Source organism: Citrobacter sp. TBCS-15 (genome assembly GCF_005280815.1).
Lineage (GTDB): Bacteria > Pseudomonadota > Gammaproteobacteria > Enterobacterales > Enterobacteriaceae > Citrobacter > Citrobacter werkmanii.
Genome location: NZ_SZWK01000018.1, coordinates 280,769 through 303,993, shown reverse-complemented (window position 1 = coordinate 303,993; position 23,225 = coordinate 280,769). Strand labels below are relative to the sequence as shown.

23 protein-coding genes and 1 other annotated feature (1 of these 24 cut by a window edge) are annotated in these 23,225 nt (G+C 53.6%); of the genes, 6 read left to right on the top strand and 17 right to left on the bottom strand.

Going from position 1 to position 23,225, the window contains the following annotated elements; genetic code table 11:
- Nucleotides 1-83: a sequence feature (Thr leader region), on the bottom strand; it reaches 44 nt to the left of the window's first position.
- From thrL to yjjY, 3 genes are all read right to left on the bottom strand, one after another.
- A complete protein-coding gene (thrL, locus tag FDW96_RS01635; RefSeq protein ID WP_032337689.1) occupies nucleotides 13-78 on the bottom strand; it encodes a thr operon leader peptide in 66 nt (21 codons plus the stop codon). It overlaps the preceding feature by 66 nt.
- 206 nt (nucleotides 84-289) lie before the next feature.
- On the bottom strand, nucleotides 290-976 hold the full coding sequence (locus tag FDW96_RS01630; RefSeq protein ID WP_042312489.1) for a tRNA/rRNA methyltransferase: 687 nt from the start codon (nucleotides 974-976) through the stop codon (nucleotides 290-292).
- A gap of 398 nt (nucleotides 977-1,374) precedes the next feature.
- Nucleotides 1,375-1,515, bottom strand: coding sequence for a protein YjjY (yjjY, locus tag FDW96_RS01625; protein WP_042998021.1), 141 nt, complete (start codon nucleotides 1,513-1,515; stop codon nucleotides 1,375-1,377).
- A gap of 95 nt (nucleotides 1,516-1,610) precedes the next feature.
- Between yjjY and arcA the strand changes: the two genes are divergently transcribed.
- Nucleotides 1,611-2,327, top strand: a complete 717-nt coding sequence (gene arcA, locus FDW96_RS01620) for a two-component system response regulator ArcA (protein WP_001194359.1) — start codon at nucleotides 1,611-1,613, stop codon at nucleotides 2,325-2,327.
- 60 nt (nucleotides 2,328-2,387) lie between these two features.
- Here arcA and creD read toward each other — a convergent pair whose 3' ends face one another.
- Genes creD through creA form a run of 4 tightly spaced genes read right to left on the bottom strand, consistent with a single transcriptional unit; the run spans nucleotide 2,388 to nucleotide 6,406 of the window.
- Nucleotides 2,388-3,749, bottom strand: coding sequence for a cell envelope integrity protein CreD (creD, locus tag FDW96_RS01615; RefSeq protein ID WP_137365126.1), 1,362 nt, complete (start codon nucleotides 3,747-3,749; stop codon nucleotides 2,388-2,390).
- Nucleotides 3,750-3,806: 57 nt separating this feature from the next.
- A complete protein-coding gene (gene creC, locus FDW96_RS01610; protein ID WP_079225545.1) occupies nucleotides 3,807-5,231 on the bottom strand; it encodes a two-component system sensor histidine kinase CreC in 1,425 nt (474 codons plus the stop codon).
- Nucleotides 5,231-5,920, bottom strand: a complete 690-nt coding sequence (creB, locus tag FDW96_RS01605) for a two-component system response regulator CreB (RefSeq protein WP_042312498.1) — start codon at nucleotides 5,918-5,920, stop codon at nucleotides 5,231-5,233. Before creB ends, creC begins: the two co-directional genes overlap by 1 nt.
- Before the next feature lie 12 nt (nucleotides 5,921-5,932).
- A complete protein-coding gene (gene creA / locus FDW96_RS01600) occupies nucleotides 5,933-6,406 on the bottom strand; it encodes a protein CreA (protein WP_038637033.1) in 474 nt (157 codons plus the stop codon).
- A gap of 211 nt (nucleotides 6,407-6,617) precedes the next feature.
- On the opposite strand from creA, the gene robA reads away from it, so the two are divergent.
- Entirely contained in the window at nucleotides 6,618-7,487 is an 870-nt protein-coding gene (robA, locus tag FDW96_RS01595; protein WP_061382877.1) for an MDR efflux pump AcrAB transcriptional activator RobA, read from the top strand.
- Here robA and gpmB read toward each other — a convergent pair.
- Complete coding sequence (gpmB, locus tag FDW96_RS01590) at nucleotides 7,484-8,131, bottom strand: 2,3-diphosphoglycerate-dependent phosphoglycerate mutase GpmB (protein WP_006686609.1); 648 nt, start codon at nucleotides 8,129-8,131, stop codon at nucleotides 7,484-7,486. The two genes, robA and gpmB, sit on opposite strands and share 4 nt — an antisense overlap.
- A gap of 53 nt (nucleotides 8,132-8,184) precedes the next feature.
- Here gpmB and yjjX point away from each other — a divergent pair, with 53 nt between their 5' ends.
- Nucleotides 8,185-8,700 carry an inosine/xanthosine triphosphatase gene (gene yjjX / locus FDW96_RS01585; protein ID WP_042312503.1) on the top strand — a complete coding sequence of 172 codons (516 nt, stop codon included), beginning with the start codon at nucleotides 8,185-8,187 and terminating at the stop codon, nucleotides 8,698-8,700.
- Between the two features lie 57 nt (nucleotides 8,701-8,757).
- On the opposite strand, the gene trpR is transcribed toward yjjX, so the two are convergent.
- Together trpR and sltY are read right to left on the bottom strand one after the other, a co-directional pair.
- Nucleotides 8,758-9,084, bottom strand: a complete 327-nt coding sequence (trpR, locus tag FDW96_RS01580; protein ID WP_032934222.1) for a trp operon repressor — start codon at nucleotides 9,082-9,084, stop codon at nucleotides 8,758-8,760.
- Between the two features lie 89 nt (nucleotides 9,085-9,173).
- Nucleotides 9,174-11,111, bottom strand: coding sequence for a murein transglycosylase (gene sltY, locus FDW96_RS01575; protein ID WP_137365125.1), 1,938 nt, complete (start codon nucleotides 11,109-11,111; stop codon nucleotides 9,174-9,176).
- Between the two features lie 207 nt (nucleotides 11,112-11,318).
- On the opposite strand from sltY, the gene ettA reads away from it, so the two are divergent.
- Nucleotides 11,319-12,986, top strand: a complete 1,668-nt coding sequence (gene ettA, locus FDW96_RS01570; RefSeq protein WP_042312506.1) for an energy-dependent translational throttle protein EttA — start codon at nucleotides 11,319-11,321, stop codon at nucleotides 12,984-12,986.
- An 82-nt stretch (nucleotides 12,987-13,068) separates the two neighbouring features.
- Here the strand turns inward: ettA and nadR are convergent, their stop codons facing one another.
- From nadR to serB, 3 genes are all read right to left on the bottom strand, one after another.
- Entirely contained in the window at nucleotides 13,069-14,301 is a 1,233-nt protein-coding gene (gene nadR, locus FDW96_RS01565; RefSeq protein WP_042312507.1) for a multifunctional transcriptional regulator/nicotinamide-nucleotide adenylyltransferase/ribosylnicotinamide kinase NadR, read from the bottom strand.
- 140 nt (nucleotides 14,302-14,441) lie between these two features.
- On the bottom strand, nucleotides 14,442-15,824 hold the full coding sequence (gene radA, locus FDW96_RS01560; protein WP_137365124.1) for a DNA repair protein RadA: 1,383 nt from the start codon (nucleotides 15,822-15,824) through the stop codon (nucleotides 14,442-14,444).
- Nucleotides 15,825-15,884: 60 nt separating this feature from the next.
- Complete coding sequence (gene serB / locus FDW96_RS01555; protein ID WP_038637014.1) at nucleotides 15,885-16,853, bottom strand: phosphoserine phosphatase; 969 nt, start codon at nucleotides 16,851-16,853, stop codon at nucleotides 15,885-15,887.
- A gap of 116 nt (nucleotides 16,854-16,969) precedes the next feature.
- Between serB and FDW96_RS01550 the strand changes: the two genes are divergently transcribed.
- Both FDW96_RS01550 and lplA read left to right on the top strand, forming a co-directional pair.
- Nucleotides 16,970-17,605: a YtjB family periplasmic protein gene (locus tag FDW96_RS01550; protein ID WP_038637011.1), complete on the top strand. Its 636-nt coding sequence runs from the start codon at nucleotides 16,970-16,972 to the stop codon at nucleotides 17,603-17,605.
- Nucleotides 17,606-17,620: 15 nt separating this feature from the next.
- On the top strand, nucleotides 17,621-18,637 hold the full coding sequence (gene lplA / locus FDW96_RS01545) for a lipoate--protein ligase LplA (protein ID WP_042312508.1): 1,017 nt from the start codon (nucleotides 17,621-17,623) through the stop codon (nucleotides 18,635-18,637).
- Nucleotides 18,638-18,724: 87 nt separating this feature from the next.
- On the opposite strand, the gene deoD is transcribed toward lplA, so the two are convergent.
- From deoD to deoC, 4 genes are all read right to left on the bottom strand, one after another.
- Nucleotides 18,725-19,444: a purine-nucleoside phosphorylase gene (gene deoD / locus FDW96_RS01540; RefSeq protein ID WP_000224864.1), complete on the bottom strand. Its 720-nt coding sequence runs from the start codon at nucleotides 19,442-19,444 to the stop codon at nucleotides 18,725-18,727.
- A 206-nt stretch (nucleotides 19,445-19,650) separates the two neighbouring features.
- Entirely contained in the window at nucleotides 19,651-20,874 is a 1,224-nt protein-coding gene (gene deoB / locus FDW96_RS01535; protein WP_042312511.1) for a phosphopentomutase, read from the bottom strand.
- Nucleotides 20,875-20,925: 51 nt separating this feature from the next.
- Entirely contained in the window at nucleotides 20,926-22,248 is a 1,323-nt protein-coding gene (deoA, locus tag FDW96_RS01530) for a thymidine phosphorylase (protein WP_137365123.1), read from the bottom strand.
- A 107-nt stretch (nucleotides 22,249-22,355) separates the two neighbouring features.
- Nucleotides 22,356-23,135: a deoxyribose-phosphate aldolase gene (gene deoC, locus FDW96_RS01525; RefSeq protein ID WP_042312514.1), complete on the bottom strand. Its 780-nt coding sequence runs from the start codon at nucleotides 23,133-23,135 to the stop codon at nucleotides 22,356-22,358.
- Nucleotides 23,136-23,225: the final 90 nt, after the last annotated feature.

Genomic DNA, 23,225 nt, shown 5'->3' with positions numbered 1-23,225 from the left:
TTCCTGTACGCGTCAGCCCGCACCGTTACCTGTGGTAATGGTGATGGTTGTGGTAATGGTGATGCTGATGCGTTTCATGATGTTGTGTGCTCTGTAATTATTATCTGTCTGTCTTGTATTCTTTTAGGGTTAAAGTATCTGCTGACCTAAGTCAATAAATTTTTAAATTGATCACATTCCGAAACTTGTTCATGAGCCACTGCTTGCCCTTTTACTTTCAACCAATACAGTATGCCTTCCCCACTTGAAACCAAAACAAAAAACCAATGATAAAACATTAACCAGCATTTTATTTTGTTATATTTTTTTCTATATCATGTAAAAAACGGTGCAGCATTGCCGTGTCTCGCTGCCCTAATAAGCCCATTCGCTGTTGCAGCCAGTCGGTGAGTTTGATGTCGTCAGAAACGTTCAGCGTGGCTAATAAACGTAAAACGCGCGCACGCAATGCCTGCAACTGAAGTTCATCCGTCACCTCACTATTTTTGGCCGGTTGTTGTATTAAACCTGCTAATTGATAGCAATACACCATCACCGCCTGCCCCAGATTGAGTGAAGGGTAGTCAGCCACCATTGGTACCCCGGTAAGGATATCCGCCAGCGCTAATTCTTCGTTGGTCAGCCCGGAATCTTCGCGCCCAAACACCAGCGCGGCGTGATCCATCCACGCGGATTTTTCCTGCAACAGAGGAACGAGTTCGACCGGTGTGGCGTAATAATGGAACTTCGCCCGGCTACGCGCCGTGGTCGCAACGGTAAAATCAACGTCGTGCAGCGCTTCGGCTAGCGTTGGAAAAACACTAATATTATCAATAATGTCGCCCGATCCATGAGCAACCCATCGCGTTGCAGGTTCCAGATGGGCCTCGCTGTCCACGATCCGCAATTGGGTGAATCCCATGGTCTTCATCGCGCGGGCAGCCGCACCAATATTTTCCGCTCTGGCAGGGGCAACCAGAATAATTGTTAAACGCATTTCGATACTCTTTTAGCCAGTCGGCAGGTAATAATGTGACCCACATCAACATATTACGCAGCGCGAATTTACATATTTTTAACAGAAATCACTGAAAAAGGATTTCGCATACAATAAAAAATGCTAAACTATTTCCAACCTGTACTATTGCTTTTTATGTTAACAGAAGTTGCATATCCTGCTGTTTATCCATGATAATTTAATTTAAAATGGATAGCATTGGTTGGATTCATTACATTTATTAATTAGCTCGTGCAACTAGTTGTAATATTGCAATTTTGTGATGAAAGCAAACATTTGGATGCGTTGATTTCATCAAACTGTTAACGTGCTACAATTGAACTTGATATATGTCAACGAAGCGTAGTTTTATTGGGTGTCCGGTACGTCTTAGCCTGTTATGTTGCTGTTAAAATGGTTAGGATGACAGCCGTTTTTGACACTGTCGGGTCCAGAGGGAAACTACCCACGACCAAGCTAATGATGTTGTTGACGTTGATGGAAAGTGCATCAAGAACGCAATTACGTACTTTAGTCATGTTACGCCGATCATGTTAATTTACGGCATGCATCAGGCAGGTCAGGGACTTTTGTACTTCCTGTTTCGATTTAGTTGGCAATTTAGGTAGCAAACATGCAGACCCCGCACATTCTTATCGTTGAAGACGAGTTAGTAACACGCAACACGTTGAAAAGCATTTTCGAAGCAGAAGGCTATGATGTATTCGAAGCGACAGATGGCGCGGAAATGCATCAGATTCTCTCTGAATATGACATCAACCTTGTGATTATGGATATCAATCTGCCTGGGAAAAATGGCCTCCTGTTAGCGCGCGAACTCCGCGAACAAGCTAACGTTGCGCTGATGTTCCTGACGGGCCGTGATAACGAAGTCGATAAAATTCTCGGCCTCGAAATCGGCGCCGACGATTACATCACCAAGCCGTTTAACCCGCGCGAACTGACTATCCGTGCTCGTAACCTGCTGTCACGTACCATGAACCTGGGTACCGTCAGCGAAGAACGCCGTAGCGTCGAGAGCTACAAGTTCAATGGCTGGGAGCTGGACATCAACAGCCGCTCTCTGATTGGTCCTGATGGCGAGCAGTATAAACTGCCACGCAGCGAATTCCGCGCCATGCTTCACTTCTGTGAGAATCCTGGCAAAATCCAGTCTCGCGCAGAACTGCTGAAAAAAATGACCGGTCGCGAACTGAAGCCACATGACCGTACCGTTGACGTGACTATCCGCCGCATTCGTAAACATTTCGAATCAACGCCGGATACGCCAGAAATCATCGCTACCATCCACGGTGAAGGCTACCGTTTCTGCGGCGACCTGCAGGATTAATTCGATCCTCACACGTACAAAAACGGCGCTTTATGCGCCGTTTTTCATTTCACCGCTCACCTATTTCCATATACGAAACTTGTCACTCTCATCGGGTTGCGGCTCAGGAAGCGCTTTCGACGTTGGTTTTGGCTGCGCCAGTGAGTGCCAGTCAAGATGACGCGTCAGGAACATCACGCCACACAGCGCGAATAACAGTACGCTGGTGCCAAGCAGTAAAGAGCTGTCCTGTGAACGGAGCAACACCCACATCACGCCATCCAGCGCCAGTAGCGCCACGGTGAACAAAATACTCTTGCGCCAACCCTGTAATATCGCCTGCAGATACACACCGTTCATCAACGCCCCCACCAGACTGGCCGTAATCCACGCGGCGGTAAAACCAATGTGTTCTGACAACGCCAGCAGCAACAGATAAAACATCACCAGCGATAATCCCACCAGCAGGTACTGCATCGGGTGCAGTCGAAGGCTGGTCATGCTTTCAAGGACAAAAAAAGACATAAAGGTCAGCACAATCAGCAAAATGGCATATTTTGTCGCCCTGTCCGTCAGTTGATATTGATCCGCAGGCGTGGCGACAGCAACGCTAAATGCAGGCATTCCCTCCCAGCCAATCTTTTCACCATCAAAGCGTTCGCCGAGGTTATTGGCAAACCAACTGCTTTGCCACTGGGCATTGAATCCAGACTCACTGATTTCGCGCTTAGCCGGAAGAAAATCTCCAAGAAAGTTGGGATGCGGCCAATTGCTGGTTAAGGTCATTTCACTGTTTCGGCCAACCGGAACGACGGAAAAGTCGCCGGTGCCGCTCAAATTAAGCGACAGCGCCATGCTGAGATTTTGCGCCGTCCAGCTCGCGTCGGGCAGCGGAATATGGATCCCCTGAGCACGACCAGCCAGCCCCGTTCCAGGCTCAACGGCCAGCGACATGCCGTTAACCAGGGGGGCTTTCACCACGCCGATCCCACGCGCATCACCCACGCCCACCACAATAAACGGTTTGCCCAGGCTGACATTGGGATGGTTTAAATCACTCAAACGTTCAGCGTTAAACTCAGCTTTCACCGCCAAATCGTTATGCCAGACCTGGCCTTCATAAATACCAATTTTACGCGCTTCAACGTTTTGGCTTCCCTCAACGACCAACGATTCCGGTAACCAGAAATGGATATAGTTGCGCTTACGCTGGACCTCTTTACCCTCCTCCAGCTCGGTATAAAGTTCCGTCACCGGAATGGCAATCAACGGGCCGACCATCTTTTGCGGTCCGCTGGTGCTCTGGCGGATTGCATCTTCAACATCATTGCGATAGTCCGATCGCTCAACGATTATCTGCCTGACCATTGTCAGGGGAATTAACAACAGCAGCATAGCGCCGCCTAAGGTGACGATTTTCCAGAACAGGGGCGATTTCAACATAGCGTTCTCCTTTGCAATAGCAGCAAGGTAGAACAGCTATGTGCGGGGAATTTGAAGTTATGTGAAGTGACGGTGAAGCGTAAACGAAGCCTGTGCGCCGCCTTCCGGTCGATTGCGTAAGGTCACCGAGCCTGCATGCAGTCGCGCAACCTCACTGACAAACGCCAGTCCCAATCCGCTGCTCTTAAGCCCATTTTCACGGGGCAGCGAGTAGAAGCGTTCAAAAATACGCGGCAACGCAAAATCAGGGATCCCGCTGCCGCTGTCGGTAACCTGCAATATGATCTGCTCTTCGTGCTGATGCGCACTCAGCACAATCGTCCCGTCCCGTGGCGTAAAGTCGATAGCGTTGTCGAGCAAATTCCCCAATGCCTGCTCCAGCAGCGCGGGATCGGCATCAACGCTAAGCGATGAAGGCATAATGGTCAGCGTGATGTTTTTTGCCGCCAGCTGCACGCTCCGGGCTTCTTTAAGCTGGGCAAACAGCGCATCTACCGCCACCGGCGTCAACGTAATGTCCTGTCGATTCTCCAGTCGCGCCTGGCGTAACAAGGTTTCAACCAGCGCCTGCATGCGCGCATTTTGCGTCAGAATATTATCAGTAAAACGCGCAACCACGTTCGGCGGCGGGCCTTCGCGCAAAATTTCCGCCGCGCCGCGAATGGCCGCCAGCGGGCTTTTGAGTTCGTGCGTTAATGCATAAACGTATTGCTCAATATAATTCTTGCCCTCCAGCTTCAGACGCATACTTTCCAGCGCCTGCGCCAGTTTACGTAACTCGCTGCTGCCTAAATCAGGCAGTGCGACGGGGCGGTTCTCGGTCACAGAGTCGGCATAGCGCGCCAGCCGGGCAATGGAACGGTTGATCCACCATACCATTCCGGCGCCAATCACTAAGGCGATCCCCAGCAATACCGCGCTGGCCCAAAGCATCCGCCGTTCACTGCGTTTAATCACCGGCGCCATCGCCGCATTGGGTTTGCCGACGCTAAGCACGCCAATAATACGCCCGCCGTCAACGATCGGCGCGGCAACGTACATCACCGAACTTTCCGGATCGTTCGGATTTTGCAACGTACTGCGGGCGCCATACTGCCCACGCAACGTTAACCACACATCATTCCAACGGGAGTAGTCCTGGCCGACCGCCTGGTTAGCGGAATCAAACAGCACCTTGCCCTGCGCGTCCGTCATGTAGACATGGTATTCATTACGCACTTTGTTAATGCCGCTGATATTGGCACTGAATGGGCGGTTATGCAGTTGGGAAAATGCCTGCGCCAACTTACCGCTGGCGGGAGCGTCAGACAGCAAGTCATCACGCGCCAGCGCAGCCAGCAACGTGGCGGTATCAATCAATGTGCCTTCCGTCGCCCGGCGGACGCCAGGCTTAATTTCCTGCACAAAGATCGACAACACAAACCAGGCGGCAACGGCGACAATCAGGAAATAGCCGAGCAGCAAACGCATACCAATGCGCATCAGACGCTCCTCAGGCTGTATCCCATACCGCGATGCGTATTAATAGGGGAAAACTCGGGGTTGATGGCGCGCAGCTTGGCGCGCAGCGTTTTGATGTGGGTATCGACCGTTCTGTCGAAGGTGTCCTGCGCATCGGCCCAGACTAAATCCATTAATTGCTGGCGAGAGTAAATGCGCCCCGGCGACATCAGCAGTGTTTTCAGCAACAGGAATTCATAGCGCGTCAGAGTTAACGGTATACCGAACCAGGTAATCTGCGCGGCCAGCTCATTAAGCTCAAAATCCCCGCAGCGCGTCGTTGAGGAAGGAGAGGCGAATTTTTGCACCCGCCGCAGCAGGGTACGTACGCGGGCGCACACCTCACGCGGCGAGAAGGGTTTGGCAACATAATCATCCGCGCCGATTTCCAGCCCCAGCAGACGGTCCACTTCATCGCTGCGCGCGGTGAGAAAGAGGATCGGCAATGCCGGATGGCGTTCAAGTAAACGTCGACACAGTTCAAAACCGCTGATATCCGGTAGGCCGACGTCCAGAATTATCGCATCGGGGCATCTCTGGCGCGCATTTTCCAGCACCGGTAGCCCGCGCTCGAACGCTTCTACGCTAAAACCTTCCTGCTGCAGCATATAGATAAGCGTATCGGCGATTCCCTGCTCATCCTCAACCAACCAGATCAACGGCTGTTGCATTTTGCTTCCTTGTTATTGCCGCCACGGCATGATTGGCACAGCGCTGATGGCATTTTTGGGCGATCCATCAACCACTTTATCTGAATAGGCCAGATAGGCCAGCGCATTACGTTTTGCGTCATAAAAACGTACGACCTGTAAGGATTTAAACACCAGCGAGGTCCGTTTTTTAAACACCACTTCGCCTTGCGCTTTACCGTTCTTGATTCTGTCGCTCAGTTCCACCGGTCCTACCTGCTGGCAGGAGATGGCGGCATCAGAGGTATCCTCAGCCAGCCCCAACCCACCTTTGATGCCGCCGGTCTTGGCACGACTCACGTAGCAGGTCACATTGGTTACATCCGGATCGTCAAACGCTTCGACCACAATTTTATGATCCGGCCCAAACATTTTGAACACCGTATCAACAGATCCAATCTGCTCCGCATGGGCGACCTGCGCCAACATCAGCAAAATTGAGGAAATGGCTAAGCTCTTATATTTCATATTGTTACCATTCTTAAAAGTTACTCTGAGTAATTATTCGACATTCTAAGATAAAACGTATACAGATCACAGGATTACAATAATCACGCTTTCGAATGTCCAAAAAAAGCATTTATGAGCAAAAAAAACACTGAATGCTAAAACAACAAAAAATGCTATTATCCTCATACCTGACGTCAGGTACTCGTTGTTGAAAGGATGAGGATATTTTATGGATCAGGCTGGCATTATTCGCGACCTATTAATCTGGCTGGAAGGTCATCTGGATCAGCCTTTGTCGCTTGACAATGTGGCGGCAAAAGCAGGCTATTCCAAGTGGCACCTGCAGAGAATGTTTAAGGACGTGACGGGCCATGCTATTGGCGCCTATATCCGCGCCCGTCGTTTATCGAAATCCGCAGTGGCGCTTCGCCTGACTGCGCGCCCTATTTTGGATATTGCCCTGCAATACCGCTTCGACTCTCAACAAACCTTTACCCGCGCGTTCAAGAAACAGTTTTCTCAGACGCCTGCGCTGTATCGCCGCTCGCCGGAATGGAGCGCTTTTGGTATTCGCCCGCCAATGCGACTCGGTGAATTTGCCATGCCTGCGCACGAGTTTGTGACGCTGGAAGATACGCAACTGCTTGGCACCACGCAAAGTTATTCCTGCTCGCTGGAACAGATTTCAGATTTCCGTCATGAAATGCGTATTCAGTTCTGGCGCGATTTCCTTGGCCATGCGCCTTCAATCCCGCCGGTGCTGTACGGGCTGAATGAAACGCGTCCGAGCATTGAAAAGGATGACGAACAGGAAGTGTTTTACACCACGGCACTGACGCCGGAACAAGCCAATGGCTATGTACCGGCGGCGCAGCCTATCCTGCTACAGGGCGGCGAGTACGTGATGTTTACCTATGAAGGGCTGGGAACCGGCGTACAGGAGTTTATCCTGACGGTGTATGGCACCTGCATGCCGATGCTAAACCTGACCCGCCGTAAAGGACAGGATATCGAGCGATACTACCCGGCAGAAGATGCCAAAGCGGGAGATCGCCCGATCAACCTGCGCTGCGAATTCCTGATACCGATTCGCCGCTAACGCTGCAGCTCATCCAACGCAGGGGCGTCCAGATGTGAGATGTCCCCTGCCGTTTCAACCACCCATCCCGGCGCAAGCCATAAACTTTCCTGGTAATCAACGCGGGAAATTGAGCAATTGCGCAGACGCAAGCGACGTTCAGCCCATGCCGGCAATCCCAGAATCGTACTCACCAGGCAGCCCAGCGCGATACCGTGGCTCACCAACAGTGGGCGGCTCCCCTGCGGAAGGTCCAGGCAGGCTGCTAGCGCCGCGTTGACGCGATCGCTCAGCTCCTGCATCGATTCCCCTTCCGGAATACGCCCATCAACCGTACCGTTCACCAACTGGCGACGCCAGCCCTCTTCTTCTGGCGTCAGCGTGTCGATATGGCGTTTTTCCAGCACGCCCATATTCAGTTCTCGTAGCCGGGAGTCATAAGTGATATCACAACCACAAGCCTGAGCGATGATTTCTGCTGTGCGTCGTGTACGACCTAAATCACTACTGATGACATGCGTAATACCCAACGAGCGGGCGCGTTCACCAACCTGCATGGCCTGCTGCTCACCTTTAGCGGTCAGTGGGCTGTCTGACTGGCCTTGAATACGTCGCTCGGCGTTCCACTGCGTTTCACCATGGCGAACAAGGTATACCTGTAACATGCTTTTTTTTCCGTTATACTGCGATGCGATGAATTTTCAAACTGAGCTTTATTATGCACAAGGTTATCTCTGCTACCACCAATCCTGCCAAAATTCAGGCAATTCTCCGGGCATTTGAAGAGATTTTCGGGGAAGGATCCTGCCATATCGAACCCGTCGCCGTCGAGAGCGGCGTACCGGAACAGCCTTTTGGAAGCCAGGAAACGCGCACTGGCGCACGAAATCGCGTGGATAATGCGCGACGCCTGCATCCACAAGCTGATTTCTGGGTAGCCATTGAAGCCGGAATTGACGATGACGCCACCTTCAGTTGGGTGGTAATTGATAATGGCGTTCAGCGCGGTGAAGCGCGATCGGCCACGCTGCCGCTGCCCGCCGTCATTCTCGACAGAGTCCGCCAGGGGGAAGCGCTTGGCCCGGTGATGTCGCAGTACACAGGTATTGATGAGATTGGTCGTAAAGAGGGCGCGATTGGCGTGTTTACCGCGGGTAAGCTGACGCGCTCAAGCGTTTACCATCAGGCGGTGATTCTGGCGTTAAGCCCGTTTCATAACGCGGTGTATCGATAATTATTTGCGCTATGTTGTAGGCCTGATGGCGCTGTGCTTATCAGGCCTACGAGCAAATCAGACGCTTTTCAGCAGTACCTGCTCCAGCCACTGGCGCAGATCCACCGGCGCGGATTTCAGGCTGTTCGAACCGCGCGTAATGGTGGCGATACCCGCCCCAAGCTCATTTTTCAGCTCGCGCTGGCTCATCTCGCCGCGCAACAGCTCTTCAATGATACGCACGCGCGTGCCCAACGCTTCGCGCTCATCTGGCGTCAGCATCAAATTGAGCAGCGGCAGATGTAAATCTTGTTCATAGGCGTGTTTAAGTAAGTCGACAAAACGTAACCACTCCTGGTGACGCTGTTCTGCCATCTCTGCTGAATAGGGTGATTGCTGAGTCATAAGATATCGCCATCGTTGTGGGGGAAGCGTGCTTGCCTCCCCCTTTTGTACTCTTTAACGAGTACGATAGCATAACACAACCGATACGATCAGTAACGACGTTGCCATTCTGCGTCGCTCATCAGCTCCGGTTTATCGCCAAGGAAATAACGATAGTACGCATCGTAAGCCAGCACGTTCTTCACATAACCTCGCGTCTCTGAGAACGGAATGCTTTCGACAAACGCCACGGCATCAATACGACCTGCGCTATTACCCAGCCAGGTGCGCACGCGCCCCGGTCCGGCATTATAGGCCGCCGATGCAAAGATGCGGTTATTGCCAAATTGCTGATAAACATACTGCAAATAGCTGGTGCCAATGTTGATGTTGGTATCAGGATCCAGCAGTTGACTCGGACTGCTGTAACCCGGAATCGAGAACATTTTCACCGTGTGCGTTGCGGTGCCTGGCATAATCTGCATCAGCCCACTGGCGCCAACCGGCGATTTCACTTTCGGATTCCAGGCGCTTTCCTGACGCGCGATCGCCATCGCATAGCTTGGCGGAATATCTTTCCCACTGGTATAGCGGGTAAACAGATCTTTATAGGCCAGCGGGAAGCGCTCTTCCAGATGATCCCACAGTTTACCGGCGATCGTGGCCTGTACGCTCAGATCCCACCAATGATTGTTAAACGCGTAGCGCGCCAGCTGCGCCTGCTCGGACTTGGTGCGGCTGGTGACCAGATTTGCCCATTCACTGCGCGCGGTATTATCCAGATTCCAGTACATCAGCTCGCGTACGCGCGCCATTTCCGGTCCCTGAGTCAGCGCAGAGTCAACGTTCGCTGGGGCTTTATCCACCTTCAGCTCGTACTCTTCGCCGAGGCGTTGCGCCGCCACCATCGGGTAGAAACCGCGCTGCTGCATGAGTTGATGCAGAATCTCTTTCGCTTCCGCCTCGCGTCCGCGCTCCAGCAGCAGATCCGCTTGCCAGTAGCGCCACTCATCTTTTTCTTTAGCGTCCATCGGCAGACGCGCCAGCCAGGTATTCAGGCCGCGACGATCGCCAGTTCCCAGCGCCATCCGCACGCGACGCTCCACAAGCGAGGTGGAATTTGAGCGCATAATCGCATCATCACGCCATTTCGCCTGCTCGTCGGTAACGTCATTGCCCATCAGACGCCAGGCGACGATGTCGCGCAGCTCCTGAGTCTGCTCGTCATTTAGCTGCTGCGCCTGCATCAAAGAGGGGATCATCAGGCGGGCGTTTTCGACATCCTGACGCGCCACGCTGGCAAAAGCCACCGCCGCCATCTGCCGGGTGAAATCCGTTGCGCCAGTGGTGCGCGCAAAGGTCATTACGGTGTTTGGATCGTTAGCCAGCGCGATGATCGCCGACGCAATTGTCTGGTACTCCCCAGGCATTTGCCCGGCCAATGCCGTAACCAGCCCGGTATTACCCGCTTTCATCGCCAGACGAATACGCTCCAGATAAGCCAGCGGATCCTGAGTGCCTGAAGCGCGCCACACGCCGAATAATTTGTCACAGGCGTTCGGCTGACTTTTCCCGGTCAGCCACAGATCTTTCGCGCCCTGCCAGGCCTCTTCGGTTTGTCCGGTACTCCATTTCGCGAAGTAATAGTTACATTGCGCTTCCGTGGTACCCGGTTTTTCCGGGCTGAATGCCAGCAGTCCACGCCAGTCTTCCCGTCGCGCCAGTTCATTCACAAAACGCGATTGCAGAGTACGCGCCGGGGGCAGCGTCGGGTTGGCGCGCACAAAATTGGTGACGGTAATGGTCGGCTGATTCATCAGATCGTCAGTAATCTGACGATATTCCAGATAGGGATACAGAGGATAGTTCTTCAGGCCGGGCATCATCTGCTCTACGACATCCATCTGTCGGTTGTCCCAGGCCTGCTTAATTTGCGCATAGCGATTGCGCTGCTCATCCAGGGAATCGGCTCGCGCCACTTGACTGACCGTCAGCAGACATACGCTGGCCGCCAGCAGGCGCCAGGTAAATTGTTTGGCTTTGTCCACAAGCTCTTCCTCTTGTCATGTTACGTCTGTGCAGCATCATGCCGCTTAATTCATTCATGCTAACCAGACATTGCAGAATGCGCCACGTCACGGACACTTTTTTACTTTTGTTGCGAGTGAGATCTGCTGGCTGGGATTGGGCAATGAAAAAGGCTACACTTCGCTTTTGATAACTCTATTCATCACTATAAAAGAGGCGAAGTCCACGTGGCTCAATTCGTTTATACCATGCATCGTGTCGGCAAAGTCGTTCCGCCGAAACGTCATATTCTTAAAAACATCTCACTGAGCTTCTTCCCTGGCGCCAAAATCGGTGTACTCGGTCTGAACGGCGCGGGTAAATCTACCCTGCTGCGCATCATGGCCGGCATTGATACCGAAATCGAAGGCGAAGCTCGCCCGCAGCCTGGCATTAAAATCGGTTACCTGCCGCAGGAACCAAAACTGAACCCGGAACACACCGTCCGTGAGTCTGTTGAAGAAGCGGTGGCCGAAGTGGTTAACGCCCTGAAAGGCCTGGATGAAGTGTATGCCAAGTACGCAGAACCGGACGCCGACTTCGATAAACTGGCCGCGCAGCAGGGCAAGTTTGAAGAGATTATTCAGGCGCACGACGGCCATAACCTGAACGTGCAGCTCGAGCGTGCCGCTGACGCCCTGCGTCTGCCGGACTGGGATGCCAAAATCGGGAACCTTTCCGGTGGTGAACGCCGCCGCGTCGCGCTGTGCCGCCTGCTGCTGGAAAAACCAGACATGCTGCTGCTCGACGAACCAACCAACCACCTGGACGCCGAATCCGTCGCCTGGCTGGAACGCTTCCTGCACGACTTCGAAGGGACCGTCGTGGCGATTACCCACGACCGTTACTTCCTCGACAATGTTGCGGGTTGGATTCTGGAGCTGGACCGCGGCGAAGGTATTCCATGGGAAGGCAACTACTCCTCCTGGCTGGAGCAGAAAGATCAGCGTCTGGCGCAGGAAGCTTCTCAGGAAGCCGCTCGTCGTAAATCTATCGAGAAAGAGCTGGAGTGGGTGCGTCAGGGCGCGAAAGGCCGTCAGTCTAAGGGCAAAGCCCGTCTGGCACGCTTTGAAGAGCTGAATAACACCGAATACCAGAAGCGTAACGAAACCAACGAACTGTTTATTCCACCTGGACCTCGTCTGGGCGATAAAGTCGTTGAGGTCAGCAATCTGCGTAAATCCTACGGCGATCGCGTGCTGATCGACGATCTGAGCTTCTCTGTACCGAAAGGCGCTATCGTCGGCATCATCGGTCCGAACGGCGCGGGTAAATCAACCCTGTTCCGTATGATGTCCGGTCAGGAACAGCCCGACAGCGGCACCATCACGCTGGGCGAAACCGTGAAGCTGGCCTCTGTTGACCAGTTCCGTGACGCAATGGATAACAGCAAAACCGTGTGGGAAGAAGTTTCCGGCGGGCTGGATATCATGAAGATCGGCAACACCGAAATGCCAAGCCGTGCTTACGTAGGCCGTTTTAACTTCAAAGGCGTGGATCAGGGGAAACGCGTGGGCGAACTGTCCGGCGGTGAGCGCGGTCGTCTGCACCTGGCCAAGCTGCTGCAGGTTGGCGGCAACATGCTGCTGCTCGATGAACCGACCAACGACCTGGATATCGAAACCCTGCGCGCGCTGGAAAACGCCCTGCTGGAATTCCCGGGCTGCGCGATGGTTATCTCGCACGACCGTTGGTTCCTCGACCGCATCGCGACCCATATTCTGGACTACCAGGATGAAGGTAAAGTGGAGTTCTTCGAAGGTAACTTTACCGAATACGAAGAGTACAAGAAACGCACACTGGGCGCCGATGCTCTGGAGCCGAAGCGTATCAAGTACAAGCGTATTTCTAAGTAATTACCGTTAAGTGCCGTATCCGGTCTACGAGGTTAGTACGACTTGTAGGCCGGATAAGCGCGGCGCCATCCGGCATTAAAACCTAACCCTGCTCACCCATCAATTCTTTCACCAACTCCACGCAGCGCAGGAATCGGCCATCGTAGTCAGGCTCCTGAACGTGCACGAAATTGATATTGTTTTCCTGCAGCATCTCGACCAACAGCGACTGAAACGCTTTTCGGTCAACCGAGCTGCCAAGGCTACGCAAACCATCCGCCACCCATGGAGTGTTGTTTTCCAGCAGGATCACCAGGTCAAAACGGTACTCATCAATCAGCGCCTGCACAAACGGGTGTTCGCGCCCTTCGTACTTTTTACAGAATGCCTGAGTGGTCACGAAATCGGTATCGATAAACGCCACTTTATTGGCATACTTGACAGCAAAATCAATGTATTGCGCTTGTCCGAGGGCAATCTTATCGTAGTCGGAATATTGCAACGCCATCTCGTCGCCGCCCAAATGGGAGAAGACGTAATCACGCCCGTATTCCCACGCACTGGTGGTGTTAAAGATATTGGCGAGCTTGTTCACCAGCGTGGATTTTCCGCTCGACTCCCCGCCAAGGATCGCCACGGTGCGCACGAAAAACGGTTTCACTTCGGTGGGAATATACTCCCAATAGCGAAACGGGTTTTCGCGAATTTGCCCGCCACTGATGTTCATAAACGTTCGTTTCGGATCCACCAGCACCGTTTCGATCCCCAGATGTTTCAGATACTGCGGCGCATCTGACTCTTCAGAGGTGTAGATCCAGTTTGGCTGGATCCCCTTCTCCTGCATAAACGTTTTGATACCGTTGCTCCACACGTCCCAACCGTGCGGATACGGCTCCATACCCTCTTCGTTGAAGGCATGAATTCGGATATTTTTCTGATATTTAAATGTTTGCAGCAGCCAACGTAAACGATCGGGCACCGTCGGCTGTTGCGACATGGCGCTGTCTTCAAACAGGCTGCGATCGCGCGTATCGTCATACCCCATGATGATATGCAGCTCATCGACCTGACTACAGGCGCGCTGGATCAGATAGATGTGGCCGGTGTGCAGCGGATAAAATTTACCGAATACCACACCGATATTTTTCTGCTGGCGCGGAAACTCCAGCCCGAGAAAACGGTGCAACGCCTCCAGCTTTTGCGCGCTGGGGCTTTTGATTTTGGCATTCAGCAGTTGGCTTAAATATCCCTTGGTCATGCCACTGGCATCCGCCACCTGTTGCAGGGTACAGCCCTTTTGCTTTATGGCGGTTTTGAGATAGTCGAACGATGACACAAGAGCCTCCTGCTGGAAAAATCGCGTAACACTGCCTGATGGCGCTTCGCTTATCAGGCCTACAACATCAATCCGTAGGCCGGATAAGACGCATTGCGTCGCCATCCGGCAAATTATACAACATCACTGCATACAGAGGATTATAAGTCGTCAAACACGCTTAACGCATCTGCAAGCTTTTTAACGCCGAAAACCTGCATCCCTTCCGGCACTTTTTTCGGGACGTTGGCGGCAGGTACAATCGCCCGACGGAAACCATGCTTCGCCGCTTCAGAAATACGCTCCTGGCCACTCGGCACCGGGCGAATCTCGCCTGCCAGTCCCACTTCGCCAAAGACCACTAAATCCTGCGGCAGCGGTCTGTCACGCAGGCTGGAGACCATTGCCAGCAGCAGCGCCAGATCGGCGCTGGTTTCCGTAACTTTGACACCGCCGACCACGTTGACGAACACGTCCTGATCCGCCATCTGTAAGCCGCCGTGACGATGCAGCACCGCCAGCAGAATCGCCAGACGGTTCTGTTCCAGACCGACCGCCACGCGACGCGGGTTCGCCATCATTGAGTGATCGACCAGCGCCTGAATCTCTACCAGCAGCGGACGCGTACCTTCCCAGACCACCATCACCGAACTACCGGAAGTAACTTCATCGCCACGGCTTAAGAAGATAGCGGAAGGGTTGCTGACTTCACGCAGGCCCTGCTCGGTCATGGCAAAGACCCCAAGCTCATTCACCGCGCCAAAGCGGTTTTTATGGCTACGCAGGGTACGAAAGCGGGAATCAGCGTCACCGTCGAGCAGCACCGAGCAGTCGATACAGTGCTCCAGCACTTTTGGCCCCGCCAGCGATCCGTCTTTAGTCACATGACCTACCATCACAATCGCCACGCCACGCGTTTTGGCAAAGCGCGTCAGGTAAGCGGCAGTTTCGCGCACCTGCGCCACGCTGCCCGGCGAAGACTGAATATCCGCCATGTGCATCACCTGAATGGAGTCGATCACCATCAGTTTCGGCTGTTCTTCTTCGGCAATCAGGCAAATTTGTTCGATGCTGGTTTCCGACAGCATGTTCAGATTCGCCATCGGCAGGCCAAGCCGATGCGCGCGCATCGCCACCTGCTGTAGCGACTCTTCGCCAGTGACGTACAGCGTTTTCATCTGCTCCGCCAGCCTGCACAGAGTTTGCAGCAACAGGGTCGATTTGCCCGCGCCGGGGTTACCGCCAATCAGAATAGCGCTGCCGGGCACCACACCGCCGCCCAGCACACGGTCAAACTCTTTAAATCCGGTGGAAAAACGCGGCAATTCTTCAAGACTGATGTCAGACAGCTTCTGCACTTTTGCGACACCCGCATTCCCGGCATAGCCGCTGAGCCGCTCGTTACGCGCCACCGTCGGCGACGCGGCAAGGCGCACCTCGGTAATGGTGTTCCAGGCCTGGCAGGCGCTGCATTGCCCCTGCCAGCGCGGGTAATCGGCCCCGCATTCATTACAAACAAAGGCGCGTTTTGGAGCTTTTGCCACGTTTTACCTCTTTCGTTAACGCTGTTGCCGGATGACGCTGACGCTTATCAGGCATCAAAACTATTTCTGGTTCATGCTGCCGGAGAGAATGCAGAACACCCCCATTAGATCGGCGTGACGGATAGTAATCTCTGTCTTTTCATTCACTTTGGGTTTGGCATGATACGCAATGCCCAACCCCGCGGTTTTGATCATCGGCAGATCGTTCGCGCCGTCGCCGATCGCCACCGTCTGCGCCATCGGGATCTCATACTCTTGCGCCAGACGGGTCAGCGTATTGGCTTTGTACTGCGCATCGACGATGTCGCCAATCACGTTGCCGGTAAATTTCCCGTCCATGATCTCCAGCTCGTTTGCTACAGCCGCCGTCAGACGTAACTTATTACGCAGATAATCCGCAAAGAAGGTAAACCCACCGGAGGCGATGGCCACTTTCCAACCCAGCGTTTCCAGCTTCAACACCAGTTGAGTCAGGCCAGGCATCAGCGGTAAATTTTCGCGTACCTGATGCAGAATATTGGCATCCGCACCTTTCAGCGTTGCCACACGGCTGCGCAGGCTGGCGGTAAAGTCCAGCTCACCGCGCATCGCACGTTCGGTAACTTCGGCAACCATCTCACCGGTGCCGGCCAGCTTCGCGATTTCATCAATGCACTCGATCTGGATCGCCGTTGAATCCATATCCATCACCAGCAAACCCGGCGTACGCAGATGTGGAATCTTGCCGAGTGGCGCAACATCCAGTTTGGCATCATGCGCCAGTTTTGCCGCACGCGGCGTTAACGAACCTGCCAGGCGAATCACCTGATAATCCTCAACGCACCAGGCGGCCACGATCACCATCGCCGCGCCCAGTTTGCTCTGGTATTGCGTGAGACGTTGTTTATCCAGCCCGCGACCATACAGCAGCCAGCCACTACGGCCCGCGTGGTAATCCAGCGGCATGACTTCATCGCCACTTAAAGAGAGGGGCAGACCTGGCCACAGAGAGACATCTTCAGGTAGATCGCACCAGGTAATGTTAGGCATTAAAGCTCCTGTAAAATCGTTCGGGTCGGAATCATCCAGGGGAAAATAACGCATGAGGCTACCCTGTAACCAGCGCTTCTGGCAACATTAAGTCTCAAATTTTCAGCAGGTGGAATATGGCTCGCACAAAACTGAAATTCCGACTACATCGTGCAGTGATTGTATTGTCCTGCCTGGCACTACTCGTCGCCCTGATGCAGGGCGCATCCTGGTTTAGTCAAAGCCACCAGCAACAACGTAATCCGCAACTGGAAGAGCTGGCCCGTACGTTGGCACGTCAGGTCGCATTAAACGTCGCACCGCTGATGCATACCGAAACACCGGATGAAAAACGCATTAAAGCAGTGCTCACGCAGTTGACGGAAAGTAGCCGTATTCTGGATGCGGGCGTGTACGATGAACAGGGTGACCTGATTACCCGTACCGGTGAGAGCGTTAACGTTCGTGACCGACTAGCGCTGGACGGTAAAAAAGCCGGGGGATATTTCAACCAGCAGATTGTCGAACCCATTCAAGGCAAAAATGGTCCACTGGGCTATCTGCGCCTGACGCTGGATACCCACACGCTCGCCACCGAGGCCAAACAGGTGGATAACACCACCAACATTCTACGCCTTATGCTGCTCCTGTCACTGGCGATTGGCGTGGTGCTGACCCGGACCTTACTGCAAGGTAAACGCACCCGCTGGCAACAATCGCCGTTCCTGCTTACCGCCAACAAACCGGTGCAGGAAGAAGATAAAGATGATTAAGAAAAGGAAATCGCTATGACTACCCTGCGTCTGCTTATCTCAGACTCTTACGATCCGTGGTTTAACCTGGCGGTTGAAGAGTGCATATTTCGCCAGATGCCCGCCACACAGCGCGTTCTGTTCTTATGGCGTAACGCCGATACGGTGGTGATTGGTCGGGCGCAAAACCCATGGAAAGAGTGCAATACCCGCCGTATGGAAGAGGATAACGTGCGGCTCGCTCGTCGCAGCAGCGGCGGCGGCGCGGTGTTTCATGATTTAGGCAATACCTGCTTTACCTTTATGGCCGGCAAACCGGAATACGACAAAACTATCTCTACCTCTATCGTACTCAACGCATTGAATTCATTGGGCGTTATGGCCGATGCTTCGGGACGCAACGATCTGGTGGTGAAAACGCCGGACGGCGATCGCAAAGTCTCTGGTTCAGCCTATCGCGAAACCAAAGATCGCGGCTTCCATCACGGTACGCTGCTGCTGAATGCTGACCTCAGTCGCCTGGCGAACTATCTGAATCCGGATAAAAAGAAACTCGCGGCGAAAGGGATTACCTCCGTTCGCTCTCGCGTGGCCAATCTTACCGAGCTATTACCGGGCATCACCCATGAACAGGTCTGCCAGGCGGTCACGGACGCCTTTTTCGCCCATTACGGCGAGCGCGTCGAAGCAGAAGTAATATCCCCGGATAAAACGCCGGATCTGCCGAATTTTGCCGAAACCTTTGCGCGCCAGAGCAGTTGGGAGTGGAATTTCGGCCAGGCGCCGGCATTCTCACATTTGCTGGACGAGCGTTTCACCTGGGGCGGCGTCGAGCTACATTTCGACGTCGAAAAAGGTCATATCACCCGTGCACAGGTCTTTACCGACAGCCTCAATCCCGCGCCGCTGGAAGCGCTGGCGGGGCGACTACAAGGGTGTTTGTACCGCGCGGATATGCTACAACAGGAGTGCGAGGCGCTGCTGGTTGATTTCCCGGAGCAGGAAAAAGAACTGCGGGAACTGTCGGCATGGATTGCACTCGCCGTACGTTAATAAAAAAAAGCCGGATGGCGGCTACGCCTTATCCGGCCTACGATCGCGAGGCCCGGTAAGCGCGGCGCCACCGGGCATAACACAGTCTTACTCTTTATCGCCCAGCAGAACGGATTCCAGCGCGATTTTGATCATGTCGTTGAAGGTCGTCTGACGCTCAGCGGCAGTGGTCTGCTCGTGGGTACGGATATGGTCGGACACGGTGCAGATAGTCAGCGCTTTCGCACCAAACTCAGCAGCAACGCCATAGATGCCCGCCGCTTCCATTTCCACGCCCAGTACGCCGTATTTTTCCATCACGTCGAACATTTCGCCGTCCGGAGAGTAGAACAGGTCAGCGGAGAACAGGTTGCCTACGCGCGCGTCAACGCCCAGCGCTTTTGCCGCATCAACTGCGTTACGTACCATGTCAAAGTCAGCGATAGCCGCAAAGTCATGATCTTTAAAGCGGATACGGTTCACTTTAGAGTCGGTGCAGGCGCCCATACCGATCACCACGTCGCGCAGTTTGACGTCCATACGCACAGCGCCGCAGGAGCCAACGCGAATGATTTTCTTCACGCCGAAATCGGTGATCAGCTCTTTGGTGTAGATGGAGCAGGATGGGATACCCATACCGTGGCCCATCACGGAGATCTTACGGCCTTTGTAAGTACCGGTGAAACCTAACATGCCGCGAACGTTGTTCACTTCACGAACATCTTCGAGGAAAGTTTCAGCAATATGTTTTGCACGCAGCGGGTCGCCCGGCATCAATACGACGTCAGCGAAATCACCCATTTCTGCATTAATATGTGGAGTTGCCATTTTTTTATCCTTATCTCGTTGTTATCGCCTGATGGCGGCTACGCCTTATCAGGCCTACAAAACGTGTGCAAAAACAGTGAAATACCCTAAGGATTTCGCGTTGTAGGAAGGCGACGAATTCGTGAATCCCCGGGAGCATAGATAAACTATGTGACCGGGGTGAACGAATGAAGTCAACGCATCTACAACGCGAAAGACAACGGGTATTACAGCATGTTTTTACCGTAGTCCATCGGCGATGTGCCAAAGTAGCTCGCCAGCGTCTGGCCGATATCCGCGAAGGTTTCACGATGACCTAAAGAGCCAGGTTTCACTTTCGGACCGTAGATCAGCACCGGAATGTGCTCACGGGTATGGTCGGTACCGGTCCAGCTCGGGTCGCAGCCGTGGTCGGCGGTGAGGATCAGAATATCATCTTCACCCACCAGCTCCATCAGCTCCGGCAGACGGCGGTCAAACAGTTCCAGACCTGCGGCATAGCCCGCGATGTCGCGGCGGTGGCCCCAGGAAGAGTCGAAGTCCACAAAGTTAGTGAAGACAATGGTCTCGTCACCCGCTTCTTTCATCTCTTTGATGGTGGCGTCGAACAGCGCATCCAGACCGGTCGCTTTCACTTTTTTAGTGATACCGCAGTTGGCGTAAATGTCCGCGATCTTACCGACAGAGACAACATGACCTTTTTTCTCGTCAACCAGTTTCTGCAGCACGGTCGGCGCTGGCGGCTCAACGGCCAGGTCGTGACGGTTACCGGTACGCTGGAAGTTACCGGCTTTATCACCGATAAACGGACGCGCGATAACACGACCGATGTTGTAACCGCCTTCGGTCAGCTCTTCACGGGCGATTTCGCACAGCTCGTAGAGTTTATCCAGGCCAAAGGTCTCTTCATGACAGGCAATCTGGAACACGGAGTCAGCGGAGGTATAGAAAATCGGCTTCCCGGTTTTCATATGTTCTTCGCCCAGTTGATCCAGAATCACAGTACCGGAAGAGTGGCAGTTACCGAGGTAACCCGGCAGGTTGGCACGCTTAACCAGTTTATCCAGTAGCTCCTGCGGGAAGCTGTTTTCATGATCGGAGAAATAACCCCAGTCAAACAGAACCGGAACACCGGCGATTTCCCAGTGGCCAGACGGCGTGTCTTTCCCAGAAGAGAGTTCATGCGCCCATGCGTAGGCGCCAATGACTTCCGCGTTACCGTCCATACCAGCAGCAATTTTACCGGTAGAACCTTCGTGAGCTTTCACCAGGCCCAGACGGGTCAGGTTAGGCAGATTCAGTGGGCCTTTGCGACCATTATCAGCTTCACCTTTCGCACAGGCTTCTGCAATGTGTCCCATAGTGTCTGAGCCTACGTCGCCAAAGCGATCCGCATCTTCAGTCGCACCAATACCAAAGGAGTCCAGCACCATAATAAATGCACGTTTCATCTTGTTCTCCATACATCTGCGCCGCAAAAAAGCGATCAGATCAGTATACAGTTATTCGGTTATACGACGATAGACTGTCGGTGTAATTTCTGGCGCTTTATCGTCAAGGCTGATTGCCGCTTTGACCGCTTTCGCCGCTTCCTGCCAGCTGGCTTCATCTTGCGCGTGGATCACTGCCAGCGGACGCTGTCCGTCTACGCTGTCGCCCAAACGGGCCATGTCACTAAAGCCGACGCTGTAATCAATGGTATCCGATGCCTGACGGCGTCCGCCGCCCATAGAAACGACTGCCATACCCAGCGCACGGGTATCCATCGAGCTGACGAAACCTTCGGTATCAGCATAGACGGCTTTACTGAGCATCGCCGTCGGCAGATACTTCGCATAGTTTTCGACGAAGTCGGTCGGGCCTTTTTGCGCCGCAACCATACGGCCAAAAATTTCCGCCGCTTTACCGTTGTCCAGCACCGCCTGCAATTTCGCGCGGGCTTCGGCGTCATCTTTCGCCAGATTGCCGGAGATCAGCATTTCCACGCACAGCGCCATGGTGACGTCTAACAGACGTGGATTACGGTATTCACCGGTCAGGAACTGGACGGCCTCGCGGACTTCTACCGCGTTACCTGCGCTGGAAGCCAGCACCTGGTTCATATCGGTTAACAGTGCGGTGGTACGGACACCCGCCCCGTTCGCCACGCCGACAATCGCTTCGGCAAGGGCTTCAGAAAGTTCATAGGTCGGCATAAACGCGCCGCTGCCTACTTTCACATCCATCACCAGCGCATCCAGCCCTTCCGCCAGCTTTTTCGCCAGGATAGAGCCGGTAATCAGCGGGATGGAATCCACCGTCGCGGTAATATCGCGGGTGGCATAAAAACGTTTATCCGCCGGTGCGAGCGAGCTGGTTTGCCCAATAATCGCCACACCCACGTCTTTAATAATTTCACGGAAACGTGCGTCGTCCGGGAAGATGTCAAACCCAGGAATCGCTTCCAGTTTATCGAGCGTACCGCCGGTATGACCCAGGCCGCGCCCGGAAATCATCGGAATATAGCCGCCGCAGGCAGCAACCATCGGGCCTAACATCAGTGACGTTACGTCACCCACGCCGCCGGTAGAGTGTTTATCCACAATCGGGCCGTTCAGTTGCAGGCTTTTCCAGTCCAGCACGGTTCCTGAATCACGCATTGCCATGGTTAGCGACACACGCTCGGGCATTGTCATATCGTGGAAGAAAATGGTCATCGCCAGGGCGGCGATTTGCCCTTCAGAGATGGTGTTGTCACGAATCCCATTGATAAAGAAACGAATTTCTTCATCGCTCAGCGCATGACCATCACGTTTTTTACGAATAATTTCTTGTGCGAGAAACACGTTAACCTCCCGATTATGGGCCGGGTAAGCAGTGCGCTCCCCGGCAAGTCGTATTGATGCCAGATGGCGGCTAGCGCCTTATCCGGCCTACGATGGGCAATTCAAACTTAGTAGCTGCTTGCGCTCTTACCGTCGCCGTGACCCAGCGCTTTGAGCAGGCTCGCCAGCAGGCTGGATGCGCCAAAGCGGTAATGACGGGAATCCGCCCAGTCGGCGCCAAACAGTTCGTCAGCAATCGCCAGGAACTGCTGTGCATCTTCTGCAGTACGTACGCCGCCAGCGGGTTTGAATCCAACGGTTTTAGAAACGCCCATATCACGGATCACTTCCATCATGATGCGTGCGCTTTCTGGCGTCGCATTGACCGGTACTTTACCGGTAGACGTTTTGATGAAATCAGCACCCGCTTTGATAGAAATTTCAGACGCTTTGCGAATCAGGGCTTCTTCTTTCAGCTCCCCAGTTTCGATGATCACTTTCAGCAGCACGTTTGCCGCTGCACAGGCGTCTTTACAGGCTTTAACCAGGTCAAAACCAACCTGCTCGTTACCCGCGATCAGCGCACGATACGGGAACACCACGTCAACTTCGTCAGCACCGTAGGCAATCGCCGCGCGGGTTTCAGCCAGCGCGATCTCGATGTCGTCATTGCCGTGCGGGAAGTTGGTGACGGTGGCAATACGGATGTCCGGCGTGCCCTGCTCTTTCAGAGTCTTACGTGCAACAGGAATGAAACGTGGATAGATGCAAATTGCTGCCGTGTTGCCAACCGGGGTCTTCGCCTGATGACACAGCGCGATCACTTTTTCATTGGTGTCGTCGTCATTCAGGGTGGTCAGGTCCATCAGTTTCAGGGCACGCAGGCTGCTTGCTGTTAAATCGGTCATAACATTCTCCAACGGCTTCGCCGTATAAAATTTCACCTTGCGAGTTTGTTAGTATTCTAACATCCGCTCGCCATTACACTTCGATATACA

Bases quoted from the DNA above. Each gene is read 5' to 3' on its own strand.
- FDW96_RS01630 (WP_042312489.1), bottom strand. From the start codon at position 976: ATGCGTTTAACAATTATTCTGGTTGCCCCTGCCAGAGCGGAAAATATT.
- yjjY (WP_042998021.1), bottom strand. From the start codon at position 1,515: ATGACTAAAGTACGTAATTGCGTTCTTGATGCACTTTCCATCAACGTC.
- arcA (WP_001194359.1), top strand. From the start codon at position 1,611: ATGCAGACCCCGCACATTCTTATCGTTGAAGACGAGTTAGTAACACGC.
- creD (WP_137365126.1), bottom strand. From the start codon at position 3,749: ATGTTGAAATCGCCCCTGTTCTGGAAAATCGTCACCTTAGGCGGCGCT.
- creC (WP_079225545.1), bottom strand. From the start codon at position 5,231: ATGCGCATTGGTATGCGTTTGCTGCTCGGCTATTTCCTGATTGTCGCC.
- creB (WP_042312498.1), bottom strand. From the start codon at position 5,920: ATGCAACAGCCGTTGATCTGGTTGGTTGAGGATGAGCAGGGAATCGCC.
- creA (WP_038637033.1), bottom strand. From the start codon at position 6,406: ATGAAATATAAGAGCTTAGCCATTTCCTCAATTTTGCTGATGTTGGCG.
- robA (WP_061382877.1), top strand. From the start codon at position 6,618: ATGGATCAGGCTGGCATTATTCGCGACCTATTAATCTGGCTGGAAGGT.
- gpmB (WP_006686609.1), bottom strand. From the start codon at position 8,131: ATGTTACAGGTATACCTTGTTCGCCATGGTGAAACGCAGTGGAACGCC.
- yjjX (WP_042312503.1), top strand. From the start codon at position 8,185: ATGCACAAGGTTATCTCTGCTACCACCAATCCTGCCAAAATTCAGGCA.
- trpR (WP_032934222.1), bottom strand. From the start codon at position 9,084: ATGACTCAGCAATCACCCTATTCAGCAGAGATGGCAGAACAGCGTCAC.
- serB (WP_038637014.1), bottom strand. From the start codon at position 16,853: ATGCCTAACATTACCTGGTGCGATCTACCTGAAGATGTCTCTCTGTGG.
- FDW96_RS01550 (WP_038637011.1), top strand. From the start codon at position 16,970: ATGGCTCGCACAAAACTGAAATTCCGACTACATCGTGCAGTGATTGTA.
- lplA (WP_042312508.1), top strand. From the start codon at position 17,621: ATGACTACCCTGCGTCTGCTTATCTCAGACTCTTACGATCCGTGGTTT.
- deoD (WP_000224864.1), bottom strand. From the start codon at position 19,444: ATGGCAACTCCACATATTAATGCAGAAATGGGTGATTTCGCTGACGTC.
- deoB (WP_042312511.1), bottom strand. From the start codon at position 20,874: ATGAAACGTGCATTTATTATGGTGCTGGACTCCTTTGGTATTGGTGCG.
- deoC (WP_042312514.1), bottom strand. From the start codon at position 23,135: ATGACCGATTTAACAGCAAGCAGCCTGCGTGCCCTGAAACTGATGGAC.